General features: G+C 62.0%; 26 protein-coding genes. 18 read left to right on the top strand and 8 right to left on the bottom strand.

The features are described from left to right. Window positions 1-112: 112 nt before the first annotated feature. Genes BLT50_RS03405 through BLT50_RS03395 form a run of 3 tightly spaced genes read right to left on the bottom strand, consistent with a single transcriptional unit; the run spans window position 113 to window position 2,246 of the window. Window positions 113-661 carry an amino acid synthesis family protein gene (locus tag BLT50_RS03405; protein ID WP_090026449.1) on the bottom strand — a complete coding sequence of 183 codons (549 nt, stop codon included), beginning with the start codon at window positions 659-661 and terminating at the stop codon, window positions 113-115. After that, complete coding sequence (locus BLT50_RS03400; RefSeq protein WP_090026447.1) at window positions 658-1,833, bottom strand: MFS transporter; 1,176 nt, start codon at window positions 1,831-1,833, stop codon at window positions 658-660. The genes BLT50_RS03405 and BLT50_RS03400 overlap by 4 nt, the downstream gene beginning before the upstream one ends. Further along, on the bottom strand, window positions 1,833-2,246 hold the full coding sequence (locus tag BLT50_RS03395) for a nuclear transport factor 2 family protein (RefSeq protein ID WP_090027058.1): 414 nt from the start codon (window positions 2,244-2,246) through the stop codon (window positions 1,833-1,835). The genes BLT50_RS03400 and BLT50_RS03395 overlap by 1 nt, the downstream gene beginning before the upstream one ends. 186 nt (window positions 2,247-2,432) lie before the next feature. Between BLT50_RS03395 and BLT50_RS03390 the strand changes: the two genes are divergently transcribed. From BLT50_RS03390 to trhA, 5 genes are all read left to right on the top strand, one after another. After that, a complete protein-coding gene (locus BLT50_RS03390; protein WP_090026445.1) occupies window positions 2,433-3,239 on the top strand; it encodes a LuxR C-terminal-related transcriptional regulator in 807 nt (268 codons plus the stop codon). 703 nt (window positions 3,240-3,942) lie between these two features. Beyond that, window positions 3,943-4,149: a cold-shock protein gene (locus BLT50_RS03385; protein ID WP_090026443.1), complete on the top strand. Its 207-nt coding sequence runs from the start codon at window positions 3,943-3,945 to the stop codon at window positions 4,147-4,149. Window positions 4,150-4,261: 112 nt separating this feature from the next. After that, complete coding sequence (locus tag BLT50_RS03380) at window positions 4,262-4,534, top strand: DUF982 domain-containing protein (RefSeq protein WP_090026441.1); 273 nt, start codon at window positions 4,262-4,264, stop codon at window positions 4,532-4,534. Between the two features lie 33 nt (window positions 4,535-4,567). Continuing rightward, on the top strand, window positions 4,568-4,795 hold the full coding sequence (locus BLT50_RS03375; RefSeq protein ID WP_090026439.1) for a hypothetical protein: 228 nt from the start codon (window positions 4,568-4,570) through the stop codon (window positions 4,793-4,795). 6 nt (window positions 4,796-4,801) lie between these two features. After that, window positions 4,802-5,470 carry a PAQR family membrane homeostasis protein TrhA gene (gene trhA / locus BLT50_RS03370; protein WP_090026436.1) on the top strand — a complete coding sequence of 223 codons (669 nt, stop codon included), beginning with the start codon at window positions 4,802-4,804 and terminating at the stop codon, window positions 5,468-5,470. Between the two features lie 83 nt (window positions 5,471-5,553). On the opposite strand, the gene BLT50_RS19680 is transcribed toward trhA, so the two are convergent. Next, a complete protein-coding gene (locus BLT50_RS19680; protein ID WP_281241580.1) occupies window positions 5,554-5,685 on the bottom strand; it encodes a hypothetical protein in 132 nt (43 codons plus the stop codon). A 118-nt stretch (window positions 5,686-5,803) separates the two neighbouring features. Between BLT50_RS19680 and BLT50_RS19765 the strand changes: the two genes are divergently transcribed. Continuing rightward, window positions 5,804-5,890: a VPLPA-CTERM sorting domain-containing protein gene (locus BLT50_RS19765; RefSeq protein WP_425433934.1), complete on the top strand. Its 87-nt coding sequence runs from the start codon at window positions 5,804-5,806 to the stop codon at window positions 5,888-5,890. Between the two features lie 211 nt (window positions 5,891-6,101). After that, complete coding sequence (locus BLT50_RS03360) at window positions 6,102-6,980, top strand: hypothetical protein (protein WP_090026433.1); 879 nt, start codon at window positions 6,102-6,104, stop codon at window positions 6,978-6,980. Between the two features lie 15 nt (window positions 6,981-6,995). On the opposite strand, the gene BLT50_RS03355 is transcribed toward BLT50_RS03360, so the two are convergent. Then, window positions 6,996-7,784, bottom strand: coding sequence for a heparan-alpha-glucosaminide N-acetyltransferase (locus BLT50_RS03355; protein WP_245723266.1), 789 nt, complete (start codon window positions 7,782-7,784; stop codon window positions 6,996-6,998). Window positions 7,785-7,996: 212 nt separating this feature from the next. Here BLT50_RS03355 and BLT50_RS03350 point away from each other — a divergent pair, with 212 nt between their 5' ends. The 6 genes from BLT50_RS03350 (at window position 7,997) to BLT50_RS03325 (ending at window position 14,467) form a co-directional block, all read left to right on the top strand. After that, the gene (locus tag BLT50_RS03350; RefSeq protein ID WP_090026431.1) at window positions 7,997-9,421 is read left to right on the top strand and encodes a circularly permuted type 2 ATP-grasp protein; all 1,425 of its coding nucleotides are present in this window, start codon (window positions 7,997-7,999) and stop codon (window positions 9,419-9,421) included. Between the two features lie 4 nt (window positions 9,422-9,425). Then, a complete protein-coding gene (locus BLT50_RS03345; protein WP_090026428.1) occupies window positions 9,426-10,367 on the top strand; it encodes an alpha-E domain-containing protein in 942 nt (313 codons plus the stop codon). Window positions 10,368-10,375: 8 nt separating this feature from the next. Next, the gene (locus tag BLT50_RS03340; RefSeq protein WP_090026426.1) at window positions 10,376-11,176 is read left to right on the top strand and encodes a transglutaminase family protein; all 801 of its coding nucleotides are present in this window, start codon (window positions 10,376-10,378) and stop codon (window positions 11,174-11,176) included. Between the two features lie 18 nt (window positions 11,177-11,194). After that, the gene (locus BLT50_RS03335) at window positions 11,195-11,932 is read left to right on the top strand and encodes a proteasome-type protease (protein ID WP_175491379.1); all 738 of its coding nucleotides are present in this window, start codon (window positions 11,195-11,197) and stop codon (window positions 11,930-11,932) included. A gap of 71 nt (window positions 11,933-12,003) precedes the next feature. Next, window positions 12,004-13,422 (top strand): pyridoxal phosphate-dependent decarboxylase family protein, encoded by a 1,419-nt coding sequence (locus BLT50_RS03330; protein WP_175491378.1) that lies wholly within the window; start codon window positions 12,004-12,006, stop codon window positions 13,420-13,422. A 31-nt stretch (window positions 13,423-13,453) separates the two neighbouring features. Continuing rightward, the gene (locus BLT50_RS03325; protein ID WP_090027054.1) at window positions 13,454-14,467 is read left to right on the top strand and encodes an SDR family NAD(P)-dependent oxidoreductase; all 1,014 of its coding nucleotides are present in this window, start codon (window positions 13,454-13,456) and stop codon (window positions 14,465-14,467) included. Window positions 14,468-14,767: 300 nt separating this feature from the next. Here BLT50_RS03325 and BLT50_RS03320 read toward each other — a convergent pair whose 3' ends face one another. Next, window positions 14,768-15,241, bottom strand: a complete 474-nt coding sequence (locus BLT50_RS03320; RefSeq protein WP_245723265.1) for an Lrp/AsnC family transcriptional regulator — start codon at window positions 15,239-15,241, stop codon at window positions 14,768-14,770. Between the two features lie 126 nt (window positions 15,242-15,367). On the opposite strand from BLT50_RS03320, the gene putA reads away from it, so the two are divergent. The 4 genes from putA to BLT50_RS03300 all read left to right on the top strand — a co-directional run bounded on the left by putA (window position 15,368) and on the right by BLT50_RS03300 (window position 22,124). After that, a complete protein-coding gene (gene putA, locus BLT50_RS03315; protein ID WP_090026420.1) occupies window positions 15,368-18,868 on the top strand; it encodes a bifunctional proline dehydrogenase/L-glutamate gamma-semialdehyde dehydrogenase PutA in 3,501 nt (1,166 codons plus the stop codon). A gap of 119 nt (window positions 18,869-18,987) precedes the next feature. Then, a complete protein-coding gene (dctP, locus tag BLT50_RS03310; protein ID WP_090026418.1) occupies window positions 18,988-20,004 on the top strand; it encodes a TRAP transporter substrate-binding protein DctP in 1,017 nt (338 codons plus the stop codon). A gap of 85 nt (window positions 20,005-20,089) precedes the next feature. Further along, complete coding sequence (locus BLT50_RS03305; RefSeq protein WP_090026416.1) at window positions 20,090-20,719, top strand: TRAP transporter small permease subunit; 630 nt, start codon at window positions 20,090-20,092, stop codon at window positions 20,717-20,719. A 4-nt stretch (window positions 20,720-20,723) separates the two neighbouring features. Further along, entirely contained in the window at window positions 20,724-22,124 is a 1,401-nt protein-coding gene (locus BLT50_RS03300) for a TRAP transporter large permease (protein WP_090026414.1), read from the top strand. Window positions 22,125-22,160: 36 nt separating this feature from the next. Here BLT50_RS03300 and BLT50_RS03295 read toward each other — a convergent pair whose 3' ends face one another. Continuing rightward, window positions 22,161-23,207: an ornithine cyclodeaminase gene (locus BLT50_RS03295; RefSeq protein WP_090026413.1), complete on the bottom strand. Its 1,047-nt coding sequence runs from the start codon at window positions 23,205-23,207 to the stop codon at window positions 22,161-22,163. Window positions 23,208-23,220: 13 nt separating this feature from the next. Beyond that, the gene (gene rocF / locus BLT50_RS03290) at window positions 23,221-24,147 is read right to left on the bottom strand and encodes an arginase (protein ID WP_090026411.1); all 927 of its coding nucleotides are present in this window, start codon (window positions 24,145-24,147) and stop codon (window positions 23,221-23,223) included. Between the two features lie 116 nt (window positions 24,148-24,263). Here rocF and BLT50_RS03285 point away from each other — a divergent pair, with 116 nt between their 5' ends. After that, window positions 24,264-24,692, top strand: a complete 429-nt coding sequence (locus tag BLT50_RS03285; RefSeq protein ID WP_090026409.1) for an Lrp/AsnC family transcriptional regulator — start codon at window positions 24,264-24,266, stop codon at window positions 24,690-24,692.

The following is a 24,692-nucleotide window of genomic DNA, read 5'->3' as shown; positions in this document are numbered from 1 at the left end:
AAGCAGTCGGTGGACGGGATCACAGCGAACGGCGGCACAGTGCCCACTTCGACCATTGCTGCGACTTATTTAAACGACCGCTATGCGGTACCTGTGCGAAGGATTTGAATGGTTAGGATTGGGTTGGGCCTTTTCCAACTCTTGGATTTGCACGGGTTCCGTCTGAGAGACCAATGCACAGCACGATTTCGTCTGCCCGCGGTGCATCCGGCACGCAAAGCGTCATCGTGTCGATATGATCAAACGACCAAGGCTCGTCCTTATGCCCAAGCGGCAAGTCAATGCACCCGCCCAAAGGGCCGACCTTGTGATTTGACGGCATCAGGGCCTTGCCGCCACCGATGGCTGCTCGCACGGGTTTGCCAAGGGCGGGATGAAGTACAGCGGCACCATGCTCCATCGCGCCGGACGATCCGATGAGAGCCGCCTTGCCGTAGCAAACAGGTGCCTCACTCAGCATGTTCACAAGCTCGTCTGCCAAGGATTGACCAAGTTCCGCACTTAACTCGAACAGCTGCGACAGGTCTTCTTGGTCAACTCCGGCAAAAGGGTTTCTCAAGACGGCCGCGACCGCGACGCGGGTGATCGGATCACTTGACCTGCCCATTTCATCGGCGGTGATATTCTCCCGGAAGAAAACTGTTTTGCGAACATCCGTCATCCGACTTTCCTTTCCACACCTGCGAGAGGCGTTCTTTTGAAATATTGAAACGCGAGGCCTAGCGGGACGACCGCGGTAAACAGGACGATGGCTAGCCATATCGGCCCCTGCGCGCTGCCCGTCGCATCCAGGATTGCACCAGCGGCCGGGGGCGTGACCAGCATGATCGTGTAGTAGACGGTAAAGAAGATGCCCATCCCGAAGGCGCGCACCTGTGGCCGCATGGCTTGTCCCGCCATTGCCATGATGACGCCCGCCGGTGCCATGCCGATCAGACCGAACAGCACGCTCGCGCCCAGCCCGGCCCCTTGGACGCCAAGCAGCATGAGAGAAACGACCGCGCCTGCCATACAAATGGTCAATACTACATTTCGTCCGCCGAAGCGGTCTACAACCTGCCCGCACGCGGCACCTGACAGGATCATCAACCAACTCCCGATGCTGACGATGCTTGCGGCGGCGATGGCGGATTGGCCAAGGTCTTCGAGAACCTTCGGACCAAACGATAGATAGGTGACGTAGGCGGCGTTGAACACACCCCACGCGGCAGCGGCACAAAGAACCAATCGCCATTCTTGACCTGTTAGTACAGCGCCCGAGCCACCTTTTTCTGGCGGTAGATCATGTGGCGATCTGTAGTACAGAAACACCCCGAGCGCGGCGAGCAGACAGTAAACAGAGGCCACCTGAAACGGAACCTGCCAACCGAAAGCCTGCGCAAGCCACGCGTGGCCGACCTGACCCATGGCGATTCCGAATGGCCAAGACATGACAAGGATGCTCATGGCGGTCGCGATTTCACGCCCTTCGAACCAATCCGCGACCATTTTCGTGAAATAGAGCGTGGTAAACAGAAAGCCTGCGCCGGCAAATATGCGACCCAGCCCAATAGCCCAGCTTTCTGTTGCGAAGGACGATACGGCCCCACCCAATGCCAGTGCGCCCAAACCGATCACCACCATGATGCGATCCGAAACATATCGGCCCCAATACCCGGCCGGTATGGCCAGAAACAGTCCGGGGGCCATGAAGAGACCGATCAGGAAACCGATCCCCGCGTAATCAAGCCCGAAGGCGACGATCAAATCATCGCCCACGGAGGCCACTGTCTGAAACTGAAACCCAAGTCCGATGCGGGCCAGAAACAGAAGTGCCAGTATACGCCAGCGCATTACGCCCAGCCCAGCCCGCGCAGGGCGTGCACATCATTCCAGATCTTGGTCATGTGGCTGATCTTGTCACCGTCGAAGTGCATGACATAAGCGTAGTCGGAAACGACTGATCTGCCCGTGGGCGGCACTGGCCCGCCTTCGCCGGTCTGTGTCCCGTGGAATTCGGCCGCCGCCACTGCCGTGCCATGCGTTTCGTCAAAGGCAAACGCCTTAAGCACATAGCGCCCATCGGGCACAGGCGTCAGCAGGCCTTTCATCCATTCGGCATAGTCTGCGAGGGTATTGGTGTCAGCAAGCGCATCTGCCTGACAGGAAAAAGTCGCGCCATCTTGGCAGAAAGCTTTGCACCCATCCCATCCCTTGCCGGTTTCGCAGGCTTCGAAAAAGGCTTTTGCGGCTTCAAAACGTGACATCGGAAGGTCCTCCATGCTGATGATATGCGGATTATCTTAGGTCAGGGACCGACACGCCGGGTATCGTGCAGATGCTGTAAAATGTGCATCATTCATGCAGTATCTGCGGTACAGCACTTGCAGGATTGCGTATCGCTCCGACCGTGCCCACACTGAAACCACATCATTTCCAGCGAGGCGTTATTCGTGTCAGAGCAAGTCGAACTTAGCCCACGGGAATTGGAGATCGCGCATGCCTATGCCAGTGGCGCGACCTATCAGACGATCGCCGACACCTTGTGCATTGCCCCGTCCACGGTGCGCACGCATCTGGCGACGATCTATCGAAAGCTAGAGGTGTCTTCGAAACAGGAACTGGCAACGCACCTTAGCGGAGGGTCTTCGCAACCTCGCGACCAGTCCGAAATGACAGCTGTGATGTCAGAACTGGCGCTGAGCCTCGAAGAAGCGATCAGCCGCGAAAAAGCCCTGAGCGAGGTATTGCGGATTATCAGCGCGGCGAAAGGCGACCTGGACGCCGTGATGCCCCTGATTCTGGCTTATGCGTTAGAGCTTTGCGACGCCGAGTACGGAATCCTCTTCGAATACGGGCAGAACAGGAAATTTCACGCGACATTCACGCTGGGGATACCGTCAAACTTCAAGACATGGTTCGACGATCAGGGCTGGTTCACCGTCAGCCCTCAGACAGGGCTTGGCCGCATGGATGCTCAACGCGAGGTGATAAATATCTTCGACGTCAAATCTGAGAGCATTTACAAAACCGACGATCCCTTGCGCTATGCCACCGCCGAATTGGGCGGGGCACGATCCTTTGTCGCCATCCCGATGATGGCCGCAGACGAATTGGTCGGGGCTTTCGCGCTTTACCGGCAAACGGTCCGTCCCTTTTCAGATGACGCCACCCGGCTCGCACAGATGTTCGCCGCCCAAAGCGTAATCGCCCTGGAAAACGCGCGAATGATCAGGGCCATGCATGAGGCTCGCGCGTGATCCAGAAATCCCCGCGGAGAATTGCTCAGCAGCCGTGCACGACAGATCGCAGTAGATCCGAACGCGAGGCGAAAGTTGCCGTAGGAGCGATTGCAGCGAAAGCTCACTTCGTCCCGCAATGCATCCTTTAAGCTGGGCTGCAGTGAACGTCCGCGAAGTGCCCGAGGCGTGCATGCTGAACGCCTTTTGAAGATCGGCTTTCGGAATTGAGTTGCATGGCGATCAAGTTCAGTGAATTTGACCTGCTTTCGGTGATCTGACAAAATAGAGAAGTCATTGGCCGAAACTCAGCCAATGGCAGATCCGTCCCGCAAAGCCGTCGTTCAGTCGGGCAGCGGTGTAAGGCCGCTTGAGCCCAAAGTTGTGCTCCAAGCAACCCAATCATTTGCTCCTGATTGATCTGCCCGGGACTGCTCCAGGAAAACGCCCCCACACTGCGCTGTGTCGGGAGCAATGAACCAGCCCGAACTTACGGCAAGAACAAAAGGGCTGCGGCAAGAAAACGCGTGAGGGCCGACGGCGGTTCATCTCGAGAAGAATAAAACCAACAGCACTTGTAAGTGTTACGGCGCTAACTTACCTCTAGTAGTGCAAAGCATCTTCTTTCGACCTTCTGTCTCCTAACGGCCTCAGTTGATCTTTTGACGACACTGGGCCGGGCCGCTGCATTCTGTGGGCGGCAAGAATATATGGAGACTACACGATGGCTAATGGCACCGTGAAATGGTTCAACCAAACTAAAGGCTTCGGCTTCATTGCTCCGGAAAATGGAAAGAAAGACGTCTTCGTTCATATTTCCACGCTCGAACGGGCTGGGATTGATCGTCTGGACGACGGTCAAGCCGTGACGTTCGATGTCGAGAGTGGCCGCGATGGACGTGAGGCCGCGAGTAATCTCGCTCTGGCATAATTCTTCGCTACCAAGGCATTGTGACGGGGGCAGCCACTCGGCAGCGCCCGTCTTCTTAAGCAGCCCCGATGCATTTCGCAGGGGTATGCGAACTATGATTTGAAAGAAGTCCATGATAGAAATTTACTGGGGAAGCCCCCTGACACTGGTTATCTCTGAAGATGGCGATACCAAGAAATTCACAACGATTGAGCAGGCGTATTACTGGTTGAACAAGAAATGGCCAGTGACGGATAAAGCTCGGGACCGCGCAATCGAACTTATCGATGCGGCGATGAACTGTTTGGCTCCCGTCAGTGCCGCCCGCCTGGCTTTCGTCTCTGCTGCGCGAACCGCTGGGTTCATACCAGACTACGACCTCGTAGAAGTATCGCCCGGAGTTTAACCCTGACCATCCGTTCTTTCAGGAGGCCTAACGATGTCGAAATTGTCCAAGTCTGAGCCGTTTAACCCCGGAAAACCCCGCGCGGAAACTGCGATGGAAAAAACGACGCGCGCGGCCAATGAGATCTTAAACGAAGAGAAGGCGCAGCGTGAACGCAAGACAGAGCACTTGCGTAAGGCGCGACTAGAACGCGAAGCTGGAAAATCGCTCGAGGTCGATGCAACCGCCTCCAAGGCCATTCCGAACAAGTCAGAAAACTAGGGCATTATGAAGTCTTTTGCGCATATCCGTCCTGCATATGACCGAGCTGAACGGATAAGCGACGGAATCGTGCACATTGTCGGCATCACCTTTGCGCTCGTAGCGGTCCCAGGCTTGGTAACGGCAACTGTCTCAATTCACTCTGAGCCGACCATTCTGGCAGGTGTTTCAGTGTACGGGATTACGTTGGTTCTGATGTTAACCTTTTCCGCTCTTCACAACATGATCGAGAGCGAAAAATGGTCGGAACTTTTTCGACGCCTTGATCACTCTGGAATCTACGTGAAAATCGCGGGTACCTATACGCCGTTCTTGTTGATGTCCGGAGTTCAAACGACAGGTTTGCTGGTCGGCCTATGGTCATCCGCAGCCCTTGGGTCACTCTTGAAGATGTACAACCCTCATCGCTTTAGGTGGTTCGGGCTTGCTCTTTACTTGATGATGGGTTGGGCCGTCGTATGGGCTGGCCAATCACTCTTGGCCGAGGTTGCGGAACCTGTTCTGTTTCTGATCATTGCAGGCGGTCTTGTTTATACCGTTGGCGTAGTCTTTTTCCTTCTCGATTGGCTCCCATATCACAACACGATCTGGCATGTATGCGTGTTGATTGGGAGTATCCTCTTCTTCGCCGCTGTTGCCGTACACATCGCGGATGCGCCGCGCATTATCAGTTAAATCCGGCATTCAATACTCATTAATAGACTCTCAAAGTATCAGCCTCTTTATCCGCGCGGCAGTCATTCAAACGAATTTGTGACTCAGTTCCGCAGCAAACGGCCACGCTGGATGCACAGCGCAGCTATCCCAACATCAACGATGGCGACGCAACCACCACTTTCTTTCTGTTCACGCTGGCCAATTTCGGTGCGGGCGACTTTACCGTGACGCATGATGACGGCTTTGCCATCTTCGACGATGGTGTGCGTATCGGCGGACGCCTTGGCCCTGTCGGTGAAACCGCGACACTGGTGTCCGCTTTTTCAACGGTGGTGAACTTTCGCTGCTTTGGTGCCGGTTCCGGCCTCGCCGCCGCTGTTGCTGGGTGCGCTTGGCGGCGCAGGTTTCCTGGCGCGCCGTCGCAAGAAAGCGGCCTGATCCGCTTTGGATGTCGGGCTGACGCCCTCTGCCGCATCCGCGCGACATAGATGACTTGTCTTTGAAAATGCCCGTCCGGTCCTGGGCGGGCATTTTGCCTTCTGGGCGTAGCTGCCTTGTCCCCCAGGCAAGGAAATGTCTGGCAAATCTGCGGCCTATCCTTTAACGCATCGGCCCGTTGATGGGCTTGATCTGACTACGGGGGGCACGGATGGCAGACGCTCAGGTCGCGTTCGTACTTTACGGCGACTACTATCACCCGATTTTCGTGAAAAGCCTGGTGTCGCAGATCCGCTCGAAAACCGCGCTCGATCTAGACTTCGTTTGCCTGACCGACCGGCTCGATCGTGATCTGGGGGCGGATGTCCGTCTGGTCGTGCATCCGGGTCTGGCCCAAGGCCTGGACATGGAACGCCTGCGCGAAGGCTGCAAATTCAAGCTGGGTCTGTTCCATCCCGACGTTCTGTCACCGGATCTGCCGACCTTCTTTTTCGATCTCGACACGATGATCACCGGCGATATCGCCGAGCTTCTGGCTATCTACGAAAAGAACCCCGGGATTTACCTGCTGCCGTTTCACATGGTCCAAGTCTGGAAATACCCGTGGATCGAAAGAACCTTCCGAAAGGGCAAGTACTTTTACGGCACGTCCAGCATGATGCTGTTCAAGCCGCGCGACTTTTACGGCATCTACGAGGATTTCCAGAGATATTACGACATTGTCTCGGAAAACCGCCGCCCGCTGACGCCAGGGGAAAGCCGGGCATGGAGTACGGACGAACAATTCATCTGCTGGTCGGCACAGGGGCGCACAAGGGGTTTTTCTCTGCGTAAGTTCGCGCGGTTCCGGCGCGGTTTCTCGGCGCCTTACTGGCCGTGGCTGGCGCGGTTGAAAACCCGGTTGGGGCTTAACCCTTATCGCAGCAGGGCGCTGATCGGGTTGACCTTCGACGGTGCACCGTTCAAGCCCAGCTTGCTGGCCAATTGCAAGCCGGGCGATCTGCTGCAAGAGCGCAAGCATTTCGTCTACTGGGATTTCCCCGACTACCAGGAACACTGGAAGGCGCTCGTTTCGGCTGGCGCTGGCTAAGCCCGTTGGGCCACGTCAGGCAGGCGCGACAAGCATCCACGCCTGCAAGAGCCCGATCAGAATGGGTTGGTGCACGAGGTAGACGGCCAGGCTGTGCCGTCCGGGCCAGGCAGCCAAGCGCACGAGGCGGTTTTCGTCGCTGGCGACAGAGGCGAGTGTTTCCCAGATACCGGCGTACTGTCCGATCCGCCCAAGCGCCATGCCGATCAGGAAAGGCGCGATCCAGGGGAATACCGGCTCGAAATCCATTGCGGGCTGGATTTGTTGCGACAGACCCAGCGACAGCGGCCAGTCGATGGACCATCCCCTTGCGTCGAATATGCCCGGCAGGGCGAAGGCTGCGACCGCCGCCGCAAGCGTCACGACAGCCGGAGCGCGCAGAAACGCCAGCCCGATCACGCTGGCTGCGGCGATGGAATGCAGGATGCCGAAATAGACGTAGAAGTCGGGCTGCGCGAGATAGGTCGCCGCCGTAACCAGCAGCGCGGCGGCCACAACGCGGATCAGGCGTTTCAGGTAGGCGCGCGGTCGGAAACGGGAACCGTGCGCCAGGTACAGCGACAGCCCGGCGAGGCCCAGGAAACTGCCGGCGACGAGTTTAGAAAACAAAGGCCAGCCTGCACTGCGCGCGGTGTCGGCGGGCAGAAAGCCGAACATCGCCAGATCGAATACAAGGTGGAACAGGATCATGCCCAGCAAGGCGGCGGTGCGTGCGATGTCGACGATCGCGATGCGGCGCGCCGATGCGTCCCGGGGCATCGATTTGGTCTGGCTGAATGTCACGCGTGTCTCCGGCTGTTTCAACAGGTTAGGGCCGGCAGGCCGGCGCGGCAAGCCGGCCCTATGCGGCAGTTAGGTTTTGACCTGATCGTCCATCTGCGCAAAGCTGGGCCTGAATTTTGTGCGATATGTCGGCTTTTTGTGCGGTTTTTTGGTCGGCCGTCCGGTTTCTGTCACTTCGGTGTGGCCCTGGTCATCTGCCGATGTTCTGATGGAGGCACATTCAGGATCATGCAATGACGGATACGCAGATTTTCGACGAGATGTGGGGCAGCGACGACAGCCTTCGTGCGCCTTATCAGAAATTCCATGACTGGTTCAGCGCCGAAGACGCGGCACGCCTGCGGGCCAAGCAACGCGAGGCGGAAAAGCTGTTCCGCCTCACCGGTATCACCTTCAACGTTTACGGACGGTCAGAGGCCGAAGAGCGGCTGATCCCGTTCGACATCATTCCCCGCATCATTTCGGGTGCTGAATGGCTGCGCCTGAGCCGGGGCATCGAACAGCGTGTGCGCGCGCTCAACGCCTTTCTGGCCGATATCTACGGCGGGCAGGAAATCATCAAGGCTGGCCGCCTGCCGGCCGAGATGATCGCCAGGAACGAGGCGTTCCTGCCGCATATGATCGGTGTCGCACCTCCGGGCGACGTTTACACGCATATCGTCGGGATCGACCTTGTGCGCACCGGACCGGGCGAGTTCTACGTTCTCGAAGACAACGCGCGCACGCCATCGGGCGTCAGCTACATGCTGGAAAACCGCGAAACCATGCTGCAGATGTTCCCCGAACTCTTCAGCCAGAACCGCGTTCAGCCGGTCCAGACCTATCCGGCCGACCTGCACAGGTCGCTGGGCGCCTGCGCGCCGGCGGCAACGACGGGCGACCCGGTTGTCGCGGTGCTGACGCCGGGCATCTACAACTCGGCCTATTTCGAACATGCCTTCCTTGCCGACCAGATGGGTGTCGAACTGGTCGAGGGGCACGACCTGCGCATCGTGGACGGACGCGTCGCCATGCGCACCACGCGCGGCTACAAGCCGATCGACGTGCTCTACCGCCGGGTGGATGACGATTTCCTCGATCCGCTGAACTTCAACCCCGACAGCCAGCTTGGGGTGGCGGGGATCATGGATGTCTACCGTGCGGGCGGCATCACCATCGCCAACGCGCCCGGCACCGGCATCGCGGACGACAAGGCGATCTACAGCTACATGCCCGAGATCGTCGAGTTCTACACCGGCGAACGCCCGCTTCTGGAAAACGTGCCGACCTGGCGCTGTTCCGAGCCCGAGGCGCTGGCCTATGTGCTCGACAACCTGTCCGATCTCGTGGTCAAGGAGGTGCACGGCTCGGGCGGTTACGGGATGCTGATCGGCCCGACCGCGACCAAGAAGGATCTGGCCGAGTTCCGCAAGAAACTGAAGGCCCGCCCCGGCAATTATATTGCCCAACCGACGCTGAGCCTGTCGACGGTGCCGATCTTTTCGCGCGCAGGCCTGACGCCGCGCCATGTGGACCTGCGGCCTTTCGTGCTGGTCAGCCCCGAAGGCATCCGCGTGACCCCCGGCGGGTTGACGCGTGTGGCGCTGAAGAAGGGGTCTTTGGTGGTGAACTCGTCCCAGGGCGGCGGCACCAAGGACACCTGGGTTCTGGAGGAGTAGGCACATGCTGGGCAAGACGGCGAATGGCCTGTTCTGGATGTATCGCTACCTCGAACGCGCCGAGAACACCGCGCGCCTGATCGAGGCGGGTCAAAGGATCGCGCTGACGCGCCTGGGCGACAGCGATGCGGAGTGGCGCTCGGTTCTGGAATCGGCGGCGGTTTTGCCGGGCTATCTGGAGCAGCATGACGAGCTGACCAAGGATGCCGCGATCGACTATCTGCTGCGGTCGCGCGACAACGCGTCCTCGGTGATGTCCTGCATCGCGCAGGCGCGGCAGAACGCGCGGCTGGTGCGCACGGCCATCACCGGCGAGGTGTGGGAAGCCACCAATGCCGCCTACATGACCGCGCGCGATGTGCTGGCGCGCAAGGTGTCGGAACGCGATCTTCCGGCCGCGCTGGGCACGATCCGACAGCATACCGCTCTGGTGCGTGGCATGACCCATGGCACGATGCTGCGCAACGAGATCTACGATTTCGCCCGTATCGGCACCTTCCTGGAACGTGCGGACAACACGGCGCGCATCCTGGACGTGAAATACTACGTGCTTTTGCCTTCGGCCCGCGCGGTTGGGACGTCGCTGGACAATGTGCAGTGGGAAACGATCCTGCGCTCGGTCTCGGCGCGTGGCGGGTTCCGCATGGAATACGGCGGCCGCGCCGGCCCGCGCGAGATCACGCAATTCCTGATCCTCGACAAGCGGATGCCGCGCAGCCTGGCGTTTTGCGTGTCCAAGCTCAAGGACAACCTGCGCTACCTCGGGGCGGGGGACAACGGCACTGCGCCATCGCTGCAAAAGGTCAATCACATCGAACGGATGTACCTGTCGCATGATGTCGAGGCGATTTTCGATTTCGGCCTGCACGACTTCATCCAGAAGATGCTGGACCTCATGGCCGATCTGTCACGCCAGATCGAGATCGATTACAGGTTCTACGAATAGGGCGGCCGATGCGACTGAAGATACAACATGAAACCCGCTACCGTTTTGACGCACCGGTATCCTATGGCCTGCAGCAGTTGCGCAAGACGCCGAAAACCAGCCACCAGCAATGGGTGCTGGCCTGGGAAACCCAGGTCACCGGCGGCATCAAGGAACTGAGCTTTGACGATTACCACCACAACGTGACCGAGCTGATCAGCTTTGAGCGTGGCGTGACCGAGCTGGTCGTGACCAGCCGCGGCGAGGTCGAAATAAACGACACCCACGGCGTCGTCGGCCGCCATCGCGGCCCGGCGCCGCTCTGGCTGTACCAGCGCGAAACCGACCGCACCAAGGCGCGCACCGGTGTGCGCGGGCTTGTGCGCCAGGTCGAGGGGGACGGGGATCTGGAGCAGATGCACAGCCTTCTTGCCGTGATCCGTGACGCCGTCGCCTACGAGGTGGGCGTGTCCCATCCCGACTGGACGGCCGAGGACGCGATCGAGGAAGGGCGCGGCGTCTGCCAGGATCACACGCATATCTTCATCGCCTGCGCGCGCGAGATGGGCCTGCCGGCGCGCTATGTCTCGGGCTACCTGATGCTGGAAGACCGCGTGGCGCAGGACGCCATGCATGCCTGGGCCGAAGTCCATATCGAGGCGTTAGGCTGGGTCGGGTTCGACGTGTCCAACGGCATTTCGCCCGATACGCGCTATGTCCGGGTCGCGACGGGGCTGGACTATTCCGACGCCGCGCCCGTATCTGGAACCCGGATCGGCGGAAACGCCGAGTCGCTCGATGTGCGCATCGAGGTGCAGGCGCAGCAGTAGGACACAGGCAGGCGGAAGATGACATATTGCGTTGGGATGATGCTCGACCGTGGGCTTGTCTTCATGTCCGATACCCGCACCAATGCCGGGCTGGACAACATCTCGACCTTCCGCAAGATGACCATCTGGGAAGAGCCGGGCGAACGCCTGATCACGCTGATGGCGGCGGGCAACCTGGCGACCACGCAGGCGGTCGTCAGCCTGCTGGACGAACGCAGCAAATCGCCGGCCGACCGCCAACCTTCGCTGATGGCTGCGCCGTCGATGTTCCAGGCGGCGGGCATGGTGGCCGATACCCTGCGCGAGGTCATCGCCAACCACGCCGAAACCGGCCAGCGCGCCGACAGCACGTTCAATGCCACGCTGATCCTGGGCGGTCAGATCAAGGGCGGCCCGCCACGCCTGTTCCTGATCTATCCCGAAGGCAATTTCATCGAGGCCGGGACCGACACGCCGTTTTTCCAGATCGGCGAAACCAAATACGGCCGGCCGATCCTTGTGCGGGCCTATGACCCTGAAATGCGTTTCGAGGATGCGATGAAGCTGCTGCTCGTCAGCTTCGATTCCACGCTCAAGGCCAATCTGACCGTGGGCGCACCGTTCGATTTCCATCTGTATGAAACCGACAGTTTCAAAACCGGACCGCGCGGGCGGATCGAACTGGAAGACCCGTATTTCCGGTCGATTTCGCAAGGGTGGGGCGACGCGCTGAAAGAGGCGCTCGACAGTCTCCCGGCGTTCTCTTTCGACGGCTGATCCCTGACGCTTGACCTGGAAAGTCTTGGCAAGCTCCGGGCGAAGCCTATGGTGCCGACAGGAGGATTGCCATGACCGACGGTCTCGACCCCGAAGATCCCGCCGCGTTCCGCCGCGCGGCCCATGCCCTGCTGGATGCCTGTCTCGACCGCCTGGAAGGCGCGCGCGATTATCCGTGGCAGTCCGTACCCGAGGCGGTGAAAGCCGGCTACCGGCTGGACGGCGGGGGGCAGGGCGAAACGACTCTGGCCCAAAGACTGGCCGCAGACGTGTTGCCCCATGGCACCGGAAACACCCATCCGCGCTTCTTCGGCTGGGTGCATGGAACCGGGCTGGCCTCGGGGCTGATGTCGGAAATGGTGGCCGCCACGATGAACGCCAATCTTGGCGGGCGTGACCACGGGGCGATCTATGTCGAACGCGCGGTGATCGACTGGTCGCGCGGGGTGTTCGGGTTTCCCGAAACGGCCAGCGGCGTGCTGGTCACCGGCACCAGCCAGGCCACCGTGATTGCGCTGGCGGCGGCGCGAGTGCGGGCCCTGGGGCAGCAGGTGCGCAAGACCGGGCAGGGCGCGGCGCGTCTGACTGCCTATGCCGGCGCGGGCGTGCACAATGCCACGAAGAAGGCGCTCGAACTGTTGGGGATCGGATCGGACAACCTGCGTGCCATTCCCGAAACCGACGCGGGCATGGATACCGGAGCCCTGCACGCCGCCATCGCCGCCGACCGCGCGGCAGGCGCGATGCCCTTTGCCGTGATCGGCACGGCCGGATCGGTCGACCTGGGACGGTTCGACGATCTGAACGCCCTGGCCGATATAGCGCGGGACGAGGGGCTTTGGCTGCATGTGGACGGGGCCTTTGGCGCCTGGGTGCGCATCGCGGGTGCGCCCTGGAGCGGTCTTGTCACGGGGATCGACCGGGCGGATTCGCTGGCATGCGATTTTCACAAGTGGATGTACGTGCCCTACGATTGCGGGCTTGTCCTGATCCGGGACGAGGCAGCGCATCGTGCGGCCTTCGCGGCCCGGCCGTCCTATCTGGAAGGGCAGGACAGGGGGCTGGCCGGGGGCGATCCGTGGTATTGCGATTACGGTGTCGACTTGTCGCGCGGCAACCGCGCGCTCAAGGTCTGGTCGGCGCTGGTGGCCTACGGCCCAGAAAGGCTGGGCGCGGCCATCGCCGACAATTGCGCGCGCGCCGCGCAGATGGGCGACCTGGTTGCGGCGGACCCGCATATGCGGCTCATGGCGCCGGTGGTTTCGAACCTGTGCGTCTTTACCGCCGATACCCGCTTGCCGGCAGATGGGCAAAGCGCATTGAACACGGCGATCGCGCAGGATCTGCAATTGTCCGGTGACGCGGTGTTTTCCACGGTGACGATCGACGGGATCACCGCGCTGCGGGCAGCCATCACCAACCACCGCACGCGGCCCGAAGACGTGGTGCAGGCGATCACCGCCGTTGCCCATGCCCGCGATGCCGGGTAACTCTGCGGGCAAGCAGGAAAAAGGCAGCTTCATGCGCAAGGCGTTCATCACCGGGACTTCGGGTTTCATCGGCTATCATCTGGCGCAACTCTTGCTCGACGAAGGCTGGCAGGTCGCGGGCTATGACGGGATGACGGATTACTACGACGTCACCCTGAAAGAGCGTCGCGAGGCCATGCTGCTGCAATCGCCGAATTTTTCCACCACGCGGGCGATGCTGGAGGATACGGCTGCGCTCGATGCGGCGGTGGATGCGTTCGCACCCGACGTCATCGTGCATCTCGCAGCCCAGGCCGGTGTGCGCTACAGCCTCGAAGCGCCACGCGCCTATGTCGATGCCAATGTGGTCGGCACCTTCAACGTGATGGAAGCCGCACGCCGGCACAGCGTCGATCACCTTCTCATGGCCTCGACCTCGTCGGTCTATGGGGCCAACACGGACATGCCCTATGCGGAAACCGACAAGGCCGATACCCAGCTGACGATCTATGCCGCCACCAAAAAGGCGACCGAGGCGATGGGGCACGCCTATGCGCATCTGTGGAACCTGCCGACGACGATGTTCCGGTTTTTCACCGTCTACGGGCCATGGGGGCGCCCCGACATGGCCAATTTCAAGTTTGTCGATGCGATCCTGAACGACCGGCCGATCGACATCTACAATCACGGCGAGATGTATCGCGACTTCACCTATATCTCGGACCTAGTCCGCGCGATCCGCTTGCTGATCGACGCGGTGCCCGAGCGCCCGGTCTCTCCCGATGATATTGCCGAAGGCGACAGCCTGTCGCCGGTCGCGCCTTACCGGATCGTCAATATCGGCAATTCCGAAAAGGTGAAGTTGCTCGATTTCGTCGCGGCCATCGAAGATGCCATCGGCCGCCCGGCAAAGCGCAACCTGATGGACATGCAATTGGGCGATGTGCCCGCCACTTGGGCGGATGCGACGCTGCTGCAAACGCTGACAGGCTATCGCCCTGAAACGGATGTGCGCGACGGCATCGCGCAATTCGTGACCTGGTACCGCGACTACTACGGCAAGTGACCCGCCGGCGCGCGCTTTGCGCGCACATTCCCGATATGCGCTCGGGCCGCGCAGGCCCTGGGGCTCTGCCCCAGACCCCGGGATATTTTCCGAAAGAGAAAGACACGGTTTCTTAATCTTTCGGTGGTGTCCTGCCTGCGCGGAACAGGCGGGGACGCCGATGACCGTGAAAGGGAAAGCACTCAGGCTTTTCGCGAGGGGGGCTTCGGCCCCCCTTGTTTTCTCTTTCTGCAAATATCCCGGGGGTTTGGGGGCGGAGCCCCCAATCGGGTGTCGCGACGCAGTCGCGGCACAAACCCTTTACAGCCCGCTTTCCTTGACCGCTTGCATGGACACATGGGTCGATGTCGCGCCGACATGAGGCAGGGCCGAGATCACTTCGCCCAGTACCTGGCGATAACTTTGGATATCGGCGGTGCGCACCTTGATCAGGTAGTCGAAACTGCCCGCGATCATGTGGCACTCCTCGATCTCGGGCACCTTCATGACCGCCGCGTTGAAAGCGGACAACGCCTTTTCCGTCGTGTCGGTCAGCTTGACCTCGGCAAAGGCAACATGGTCCAGCCCCAGCTTGGCGGGGTTCAGCATCGCCCGATAGCCCAGAACATAGCCATGCTCTTGCAGTTTCCTGACCCGCACCTGCGCGGGGCTTTTCGACAGCCCGACCTGACGGGCGAGATCGGCGATCGAAATCCGCCCGTCGGCCGAGAGTATGCGCAGAATCCTGTGGTCGATGCGGTCCAGTTGATCGGTTTCGATCCTAATAGGCATCATTTGTCCTTCCGTGAAGTTCCATAAAAAGGCTATCCGCCTGTCTTGGCGCAATCAACAGGACAAAAAGCTGCGATTTTCGCGGTAACATCGGACGAAGAATACGTTCCGGCTGAAAGGAGCCTGCCCATGTCCCGCCTCACGTCCCTGCGCCAGTCCATTCGCGCGGCGCATCATGCAAGCGAAGACGATGTGCTGACCGCCCTGCAAGAAGGCAGCCCGGTGGATCAGGCGACGCGCCAGGCCGCGCATACCCGCGCCGTCCGCCTGGTCGAAGGCATTCGCGGGGCCGGCCGTCCGGGGCTGATGGAGGTCTTTCTGTCCGAATACGGTCTGTCGACCAAGGAAGGTGTCGCGCTGATGTGCCTGGCCGAGGCGTTGCTGCGCGTCCCCGACCGCGAAACCATCGATGACCTGATCGAGGACAAGATCGCGCCGTCCGAATGGGGCACGCATCTGGGGCGGTCCTCGTCGTCGCTGGTCAACGCCTCGACCTGGGCGCTGATGCTGACCGGCAAGGTGCTGCGCGAGGACGAGGAACCCGGCATCGCCAGCGTCCTGCACGGCGCGGTCAAGAGGTTGGGTGAGCCGGTGATCCGGTCGGCCGTGGCGCGCGCGATGAAAGAGTTGGGGCACCAGTTCGTCCTGGGCCGCGATATCGGCGAGGCGGTCAAGCGCGGGGCCGATCGCGCGCGGCAGGGATACAGCTTTTCCTACGACATGCTGGGAGAAGCGGCGCTGACCGCGCGGGACGCGGCCAAGTATCACGCGGCCTATGCCGACGCGATCACGCGGCTGGCGGCGCAATGCAAATCCGGCGACATTCGCGACAATCCCGGCATCTCGATCAAGCTTTCGGCGCTGCATCCCCGCTACGAGGTCGGTCAGCGCGACCGTGTGATGGACGAGCTGGTCTCATCCACGCTGGAGCTGGCGCTGATGGCCCGGCAGGCGGGGATGGGGCTGAACATCGACGCGGAAGAGGCCGACAGGCTCGATCTGTCGCTGGACGTGATCGAGGCGGTTCTGCGTGACCCGCGCCTTGCCGGGTGGGATGGCTTCGGCGTGGTGGTTCAAGCCTACGGCAAGCGTGCGGCCCCGGTTCTGGACTGGCTGCATGCGCTGGCGTCCGAGCTGGAACGCAAGCTGATGGTGCGGCTGGTCAAGGGCGCCTATTGGGATACCGAGGTCAAGCGCGCCCAGGTCGAGGGGCTGGACGGGTTTCCCGTTTTCACCCGCAAGCCCGCCACGGACGTGTCCTACCTGTGCTGTGCGCAAAAACTGCTGGGGATGACCGACCGCATCTATCCGCAATTCGCCACGCACAATGCGCATACCGTTGCCGCCATCCTGGAAATGGCGGGCGACAAGGGCGCCTTCGAATTCCAGCGCCTGCACGGCATGGGCGAGGCGCTGCACGATCTGGTGTTGAAAGAGTCCGGCACCCGATGCCGCATCTACGCGCCGGTCGGCGCGCATCGCGACCTGCTGGCCTATCTGGTGCGGCGGCTGCTCGAAAACGGCGCGAATTCCAGCTTCGTCAACCAGATCGTCGATGAAGACGTGCCGCCGTCGCAGGTGGCCGCCGATCCTTTCGCGGCGCTCGCGGTTACTGAAAAATCGGCAGCGGTGCGCGATCCGGCCGATTTGTTCCGTCCCGAGCGGCCCAATTCGCGCGGCTTCGATCTGCATGAAACGCATGACCTGGAGCTTATCGAACAGGCGCGGATGCCCCATCGGGATACGCGATGGCAGGCAGGTCCGCTGATCGCGGGCGATGTCGTGGGCGGCGAGCCGCACGAGGTGCGCAATCCTGCCCGGCCCGAGGATGTTGTGGGCCAGGTCACGTTGTGTTCCGACGCCGATGTGGAAACGGCCCTTGCCGCGGCGCGGCCCTGGGGCGCGGATGCCGGGGAACGTGCGAAGGTTCTGAACCGTGTGGCCGATCTGTACGAAGAGAATTTCGGCGAGATTTTCGCCGTTGTCGCGCGCGAGGCGGGAAAGACGCCGAAGGATGCGGTGGCCGAGTTGCGCGAGGCGGTGGATTTTCTGCGCTACTACGCAGCGCGGGGGCAGGAGCTGTCGCAGGGGCCGCGCGGCGTTTTCACCTGCATCAGCCCGTGGAACTTTCCGCTGGCCATCTTCACCGGCCAGATCGCGGCGGCGCTTGCTGCCGGGAACGCGGTGCTGGCCAAGCCGGCCGAAGCCACGATGCTGACCGCGCATGTGGCGGTGGAACTGATGCACAAGGCCGGCGTGCCGCGTGATGCGATCCAGCTTTTGCCGGGTCATGGCGCGACGGTGGGCGCGCGCTTGACCGGCGATGCGCGCGTGAACGGCGTGTGCTTTACCGGCTCGACCGCGACGGCGCAGCGGATCAACAGGGTGATGGCCGAAAACGTCGCGCCCGATGCGCCGCTGATCGCCGAAACCGGGGGGCTGAACGCGATGATCGTGGACAGTACCGCGCTGCCGGAACAGGCGGTGCGCGATATCGTGGCCTCGGCGTTTCAGTCGGCCGGGCAGCGTTGCTCGGCGTTGCGCTGTCTTTACGTGCAGGAGGATATCGCAAAGCCGTTCCTCGACATGCTGTTTGGCGCGATGGATGAATTGCGGCTGGGCGATCCCTGGGATCACAGCACCGATGTTGGCCCGGTGATCGACGAACGCGCGCAAGCGGACTTTGCGGCCTATATCGACGCCGCCGAAGCCGAGGGGCGGTTGCTGAAACGGATCGATGCGCCGCATCAGGGGCATTTCATCGGGCCGGCCGCGATTCGCGTGTCGGGCATTGCCGGTCTCGAACGTGAGATTTTCGGCCCCGTGCTGCACATCGCCACGTTCCGCGCACAGGATATCGACCGGGTCGTGGATGCGGTGAACGCAAGCGGCTATGGCCTGACATTCGGTCTGCACACCCGCATCGACGGGCGGGTCGAACAGATCACCAGCCGGCTGCGCGTGGGCAACGCCTATGTGAACCGCAACCAGATCGGGGCGATCGTGGGCAGCCAGCCCTTTGGCGGCGAGGGGCTGTCAGGCACCGGGCCAAAGGCGGGCGGGCCGAACTACGTGCCGCGCTTTGCCGCCGAAACGCTGCCGAATGGCGATGTCGTGCCGGGCGGCGCGGTCGATCTGGCACAGGTGCAGGCGCGGCTCGATACGCTGGCAAAGCTGGAGCTGCCGCGCATGAGTGTCACGGACCTTCCCGGACCCACGGGGGAATCGAACCGCCTGTCGATCTATGGCCGCGGCACGGTGCTGTGCCTGGGGCCCACGGCGGCCGATGCCGCCGAGCAGCTGCGCAGTGCGCGCGATGCCGGATGTCAGGCCCTGGCCGTGGCGCCCGGTGTGCCGCCCGCGCAAGGCATCGACGGCTTTCTGCCGCGCACGGCGCTGGGAACGTTGCAGGGGATCGCCCTTGTCGCGCTGTGGTCGGGCGCCGATGACCTGCGCGCCGCACGGCAGGCCTTGGCGGGCCGCGATGGTGCGCTGATCGGGCTGGCCGCTGGCCGCGATCTTGCCCCGCGTTGCCGGCTGGAGCGTCACATCTGCATCGACACCACCGCGGCGGGAGGCAATGCCGCTTTGCTAGCAGCCGAGGCCGAGGCGCATCGCGCGGCTTCGTAACCGCGCAAAGGGCGCTCGATTGGTCATCTTTTCTGACCAGACCCCTTGGCATGTCTGGCCCTGTGGGCTAGCTTCCCGGCAATGGTTCGGCAAACGAACCGTCATCCAGGGAGTGAGACATGCAGAAAATCCTGTCGAAGGTCGCAGTGGCGGCCATTGCAACCGCATTTGCAACCGAGGCCATGGCGACCGAATGGAACGTGTCCGTCTGGGGCAAGCGCCGCGCCTTCACCGAGCACATCGAAAAGCTGGCCGAGCTGGTTTCGGAAAAGACCGGCGGCGAATTCACAATGAATGTCAGCTATGGCGGCCTGTCCAACAACCGCGAAAACCTTGACGGTATTTCGATCGGCGCGTTCGAGATGGCGCAGTTCTGCGCGGGCTACCACCCCGACAAGAACCGCGCGATCACCGTGCTGGAACTGCCGTTCCTGGGCGTCAGCGACCTGAAGGAAGAAGTGGCCGTCAGCCACGCGGTCTATGCGCATCCGGCGGTCGAAAAGGAAATGGCGCAGTGGAACGCCAAGATGCTGATGACCAGCCCGATGCCGCAGTACAACCTCGTCGGCACCGGCGAGCCGCGCGACGAGCTGAGCGAATTCGAAGGCATGCGCGTCCGCGCCACCGGCGGTCTGGGCGAAGCGTTCCGCGCCGTGGGCGGCGTGCCCACCTCGGTGACCTCGTCCGAAGCCTACCAGGCGATGGAATCGGGCGTTGTCGACACCGTGGCCTTTGCCCAGCACGCGCACCTGTCTTTCGGCACCATCAACCAGGCAACCTGGTGGACGGCGAACCTGAACCCCGGCACGGTGAACTGCCCGGTCGTGGTGAACATCGACGCCTATAACGCGCTCAGCGACGAGCACCGCAAGGTGCTGGATGAATCCGTGTCCGAGGCGATCGACTACTACCTTGAAAACTACGCCAAGCTGCTCAAGCGGTGGGATGACGTTCTGGCTGAAAAGAACGTGCAGAAAGTCATGATCTCGGACGAGGAACTGGCGAACTTCCGCGAAGTGGCCGGCAAGCCCATCCATGAAAAGTGGATTGCCGACATGTCGGCGCAGGGTATGCCCGCGCAGGAACTGTACGATCTCGTCTTCAAGACGCTCGAAGAGCATCGCGCCTCGAACTGAGGCCGCTGAAACGCCTGGGCCGCGCCGGGGATGACCCGGCGCGGCTTATTCGCATTTCTTACAAAAACAAGTCGGGGGGCAGGGTATGGCTGGTGCAGCACCCGTGTTGGAAGACGGCAGTCTTCTAAGTCGTCTTGATCGTGGCCTGTTGCGGCTGGAAAGGTTCTTCGCCCTGCTTGCAGGGTTGGCGGTTCTTTCGCTGATGTTCCTGGCCGTCCGGTCTGTCGGCGGGCGGGTTTTGTTCAACGCGCCGCTTTCAGGCTATGTCGACTGGATCATGCAGCTGATGCCGCTGATCGCGATCCTTGCGGTGTCCTTTGCGCAGCGCGATGGCACGCATATCCGCATGGACCTGCTGGTCGCGCGGCTCGGGGGCAGGGCGCTTTGGCTGTTCGAGCTGATCTCGGTCCTGTTGATCCTGTTCCTGATGATCTTTCTTCTGTGGGGCAGCTGGGCGCATTTCGTGCGCAGCTTCGATTTCGCGGCCCCGCTCTGGAGCCGCGATTCAACGATCGATATCGGCCTGCCGATCTGGCCGGCCAAACTGATCGTTCCGGTGGCGTTCTTCGTGCTGTGCCTGCGCCTGTGCGTGCAGGCCATCGGATACGGGCGCGCGATGGTGCTGGGGCTGGATAGCCCCGTTGCGGTGCCGCTGGTGCAGGACGCGGCCGCGCAGGCCGCGGCCGAGGCCGAAACCCTCAGCGAGAAAGGGTAAGCGCATGGAACCTATCGATATCGGCCTATGGGTGTCGGGTGGGATGCTCGTGCTTGTGTTGCTGGGCATGCGCGTGGCGTTCGCCGCGGCGCTGGCGGGCCTTGTGGGGCTGTTCCTGGTCTTCTGGTCGAAACGCGGCTTCGACCCCGAACAACTGGGCTGGGCGATCACGGTCGCGGCGAAAACGGCGGGGCAGGTGCCCCATTCCAAGGTGGCCAGCCACGAGCTGAGCCTGATCCCGACCTTCATCCTGATCGGCTACCTTGCCTATTACGCGGGCCTGACGCGGGCTTTGTTCGAGGCGGCCAAGCGCTGGATCGCCTGGGTGCCGGGCGGGCTGGCGGTGTCCACCGTGTTCGCAACGGCCGGTTTCGCCGCCGTGTCGGGCGCGTCGGTCGCAACGGCGGCTGTCTTTGCGCGCATCGGCATCCCCGAGATGCTGAAGATCGGCTATAACAAGCAATTCGCCGCGGGCGTCGTGGCGGCGGGCGGCACGCTTGCCTCGCTCATCCCGCCCTCGGCGATCCTCGTGATCTACGCGATCATCGTCGAACAGGATGTGGGCAAGCTGCTGCTTGCGGGTTTTGTGCCCGGCGCGTTCTCGGCGGTGATCTATGCGCTGCTGATCATCGGCATCGCGGTGATCTTCAAATCCGTGGGCCCGCCGGTGCGCGGGTTCACCTGGCGTGAACGCTTTGCCTCGTTGCCCGCGGCGATGCCGATCCTTTTCGTCGTCGTGATCATCATCTTCTTCGTCTACAACCCGTTCGGCGAGAAAGCATGGGGCACACCGACCGAGGGCGGCGCGCTGGGGGCCTTCATCGTCTTCCTGATGGCATTAGGCCGGGGCATGCGCTGGACCGAGCTTAAATCGGCACTGGTCGAAACCGCCAAGCTGACGGTCATGATCTTCACGATCATCTGGGGCGTCCTGATCTATGTGCGTTTCCTGGGCTTTGCCGAACTGCCGGATGCCTTTGCCACCTGGATCACTTCGCTGCATTTCTCGCCCTGGGTGATCCTGGTCTGCATCCTGCTGGCCTATGCCGTGCTCGGCATGTTCATGGATGCGATTGGGATGCTGCTGCTGACCTTGCCGGTGGTCTACCCGGCGGTCATGGCGCTGAACGGGGGTGAGTTCGTGTCGGCGGCAGACAGCGCCTTTGGCATGTCCGGCCCGATGTGCGCGATCTGGTTCGGCATCCTGGTGGTGAAGATGGCCGAGTTCTGCCTGATCACGCCCCCCATCGGCCTGAATTGCTTTGTCGTGGCCGGCGTGCGCGACGATCTGAGTGTGCAGGACGTGTTCAAGGGCGTCATGCCGTTCTTCCTCGCCGATGCGGTGACCATCGCGCTGCTGGTGATGTTCCCGGCCATCGTCTTGTGGCTGCCGTCACTGGCCTGATGCTTGACGGGCGGGCCAAGGCGGCCCGCCCGAACCTTACACCTTGGCGCGTTGCACCATGCCGAACAGGTCGCGCGGATCATCGGGATCGGCCAGCATGTCGAGCGGTTCGAACATGTCCGTGCCCTTGATACGGTCGCGGATGTAACGCAGGGCGCTGAAATCCTCGATTGCGAACCCCACACTGTCGAACAGGGTGATGGCGCGCGCGTCGCGCCGCCCTTTTGCCTGCCCGGTGATGACCTGCCAAAGCTCGGTCACCGGGTGATCGGCCGGCATTTGCTGTATCTCGCCCTCGATCCGCGTCTGTTCGGGGTATTCCACGAAGATGTCCGAGCGTTTCAGGATCGCGGGCGCCAGTTCGGTCTTGCCGGGGCAGTCCCCGCCGATTGCGTTGATATGCACCCCGCTGCCGACCATGTTGTCGGTCAGGATAGTGGCGTATTGCTTGTCGGCGGTGCAGGTGGTGATGATCTGCGCGCCCTCTATCGCCTCTTCGGGGCTGGTGCAGGGCACCACCGACAGCGCGGTTTTCGCCAGGTTCCGCGCGGTTTTCGCCGTGGCGGCAGGGTCGGTGTCGTAAAGCCGGACGGTCTCGACCCCACAAAGCGCGTGGAAGGCGAGGCACTGGAACTCGGACTGCGCGCCGTTGCCGATCATCGCCATGACCCGCGCGTCCCGCGGCGCCAGATAGCGCGCGGCCAGCGCCGACATTGCGGCGGTGCGCATCGCCGTGAGGATCGTCATTTCGGTCAGCAGCACCGGGTAGCCGGTGTGCACATCCGCCAGCAGGCCGAAGGCGGTCACGGTCTGCAGCCCCTCGCGGGTGTTCTTGGGGTGGCCGTTGACGTATTTGAAGCCATAAGCCTCGCCATCCGAGGTGGGCATCAGCTCGATCACGCCAACATCCGAATGGCTGGCGACGCGGGGCGTCTTGTCGAACAATTCCCAGCGCTTGAAGTCTTCTTCGATATAGCCGGCAAGCTCGCGCAGCATCGGTTCGATCCCGATGTGGTGGATGAGGCGCATCATGTTGTCGACCGAAACGAAGGGCACGAGCGCCTTGTGCGAAGGTTGTGTCATCTGGGGCGTTTCCTTATCCGAAGGCGCGGGTGGGGCGGTCGAACACGCGGCGGCCCATGGCGCTGGCGCATAGATCGACCATCAACTGCGCGGTGCGGCCGCGCTCATCCAGGAAGGGGTTCAGCTCGACAAGATCCATCGAGGTGACAAGCCCGCTGTCATGCAGCATTTCGCAGACAAGGTGCCCTTCGCGCACGGTTGCGCCGCCAGGCACCGTGGTGCCCACGGCAGGGGCCACGGCAGGGTCGAGGAAATCCACATCCAGCGAGACATGCAGCGCTCCGCCGGATGCCGCCACGCGGTCGAGGAACGCCTGCAACGGTCGTGCGATGCCGGTTTCGTCGATCTCGCGCATGTCGTGGCGGGCGACATCCGAGCTTTGCAGCGCGTCCTTTTCGGCACCATCGACCGAGCGAAGCCCGACGATGCACACGTTTTCCTGCGGGACCGTCGCGGTCAGTTCGGGAAAGCCGGAAAAACCGGGCCGGCCCGTGACATAGGCCAGCGGCGTGCCGTGCAGGTTGCCGCTTTCGGTGGTGTCGACGGTGTGAAAATCGGCGTGGGCATCGAGCCACAGAACGAATTGCGGACGCCCGGTGCGCGCGGCATGGGCGGTGACACCGGCAACCGACCCCAGCGACAACGCGTGGTCCCCGCCAAGGAATATCGGGACGCCGTGATCCATCGCGTCCTCGGCCTCTGCCATCAGGGCGCGGGTCCAGCCGATACATTCGTGCAGGCGATAGGGATGGGCAGCGGCGTCGTCGGCGGCGTGGGCTGCGGGGGCCAGGTTGCCGCGGTCGGTCACGCTGTGCCCGAGCGAGGCCAGCGCCTCGGCCAAGCCGGCGGTGCGGTAGGCATCGGGGCCCATCAGGCAGCCCCGCCGACGCTTGCCGCAATCCATCGGCGCGCCGATCAGGATACAGTTTTGCTGGGTCAATTCGGATACTCCTGTTCGCTTTGATCACGGTATGGTGCCGTTTCGGGGTGGAGTTAAGCGGCCGAATTGCCCATAAAGGATGCAAACTGGTCAAAACGACAGGATTAGGTTCCAAAATGGACGATTTGGATCACGCCCTGATCCGTGCCTTGCGGCAGGATGCCCGGGCGCCGCTTTCCTCGCTTTCGGCCTTGCTGGGGGTGTCGCGGGCCACGGTGCGCGCGCGCATCGAAAAGCTGCGCGGTTCCGGCGACATCGTCGGCTTTACCGTGTTGCTCAAAGGGGATGTCGCGCGCGATCCGGTGCGCGGACTGATGATGCTGGGCATCGAGGGGCGCGGCGCAGACCGCATCAAGCGGCAATTGTCCGGTCTGCCCGAGGTTCAGGCGATCCATGCCACCAACGGTCGCTGGGATCTGATCGTCGAGTTGGGCACCGATACGCTGGCGCAGCTTGACCGGATCCTCGACACGATCCGCCGGTTCGACGGCGTGTCGACCAGCGAAACCAGCCTGCTTTTGTCGACGATGAAATCGGGCGGCTAA

It is taken from the genome of Lutimaribacter saemankumensis, assembly GCF_900100005.1.
Classification (GTDB): Bacteria; Pseudomonadota; Alphaproteobacteria; order Rhodobacterales; family Rhodobacteraceae; genus Lutimaribacter; species Lutimaribacter saemankumensis.
This window is presented reverse-complemented; position numbering and strand designations above follow the sequence as displayed.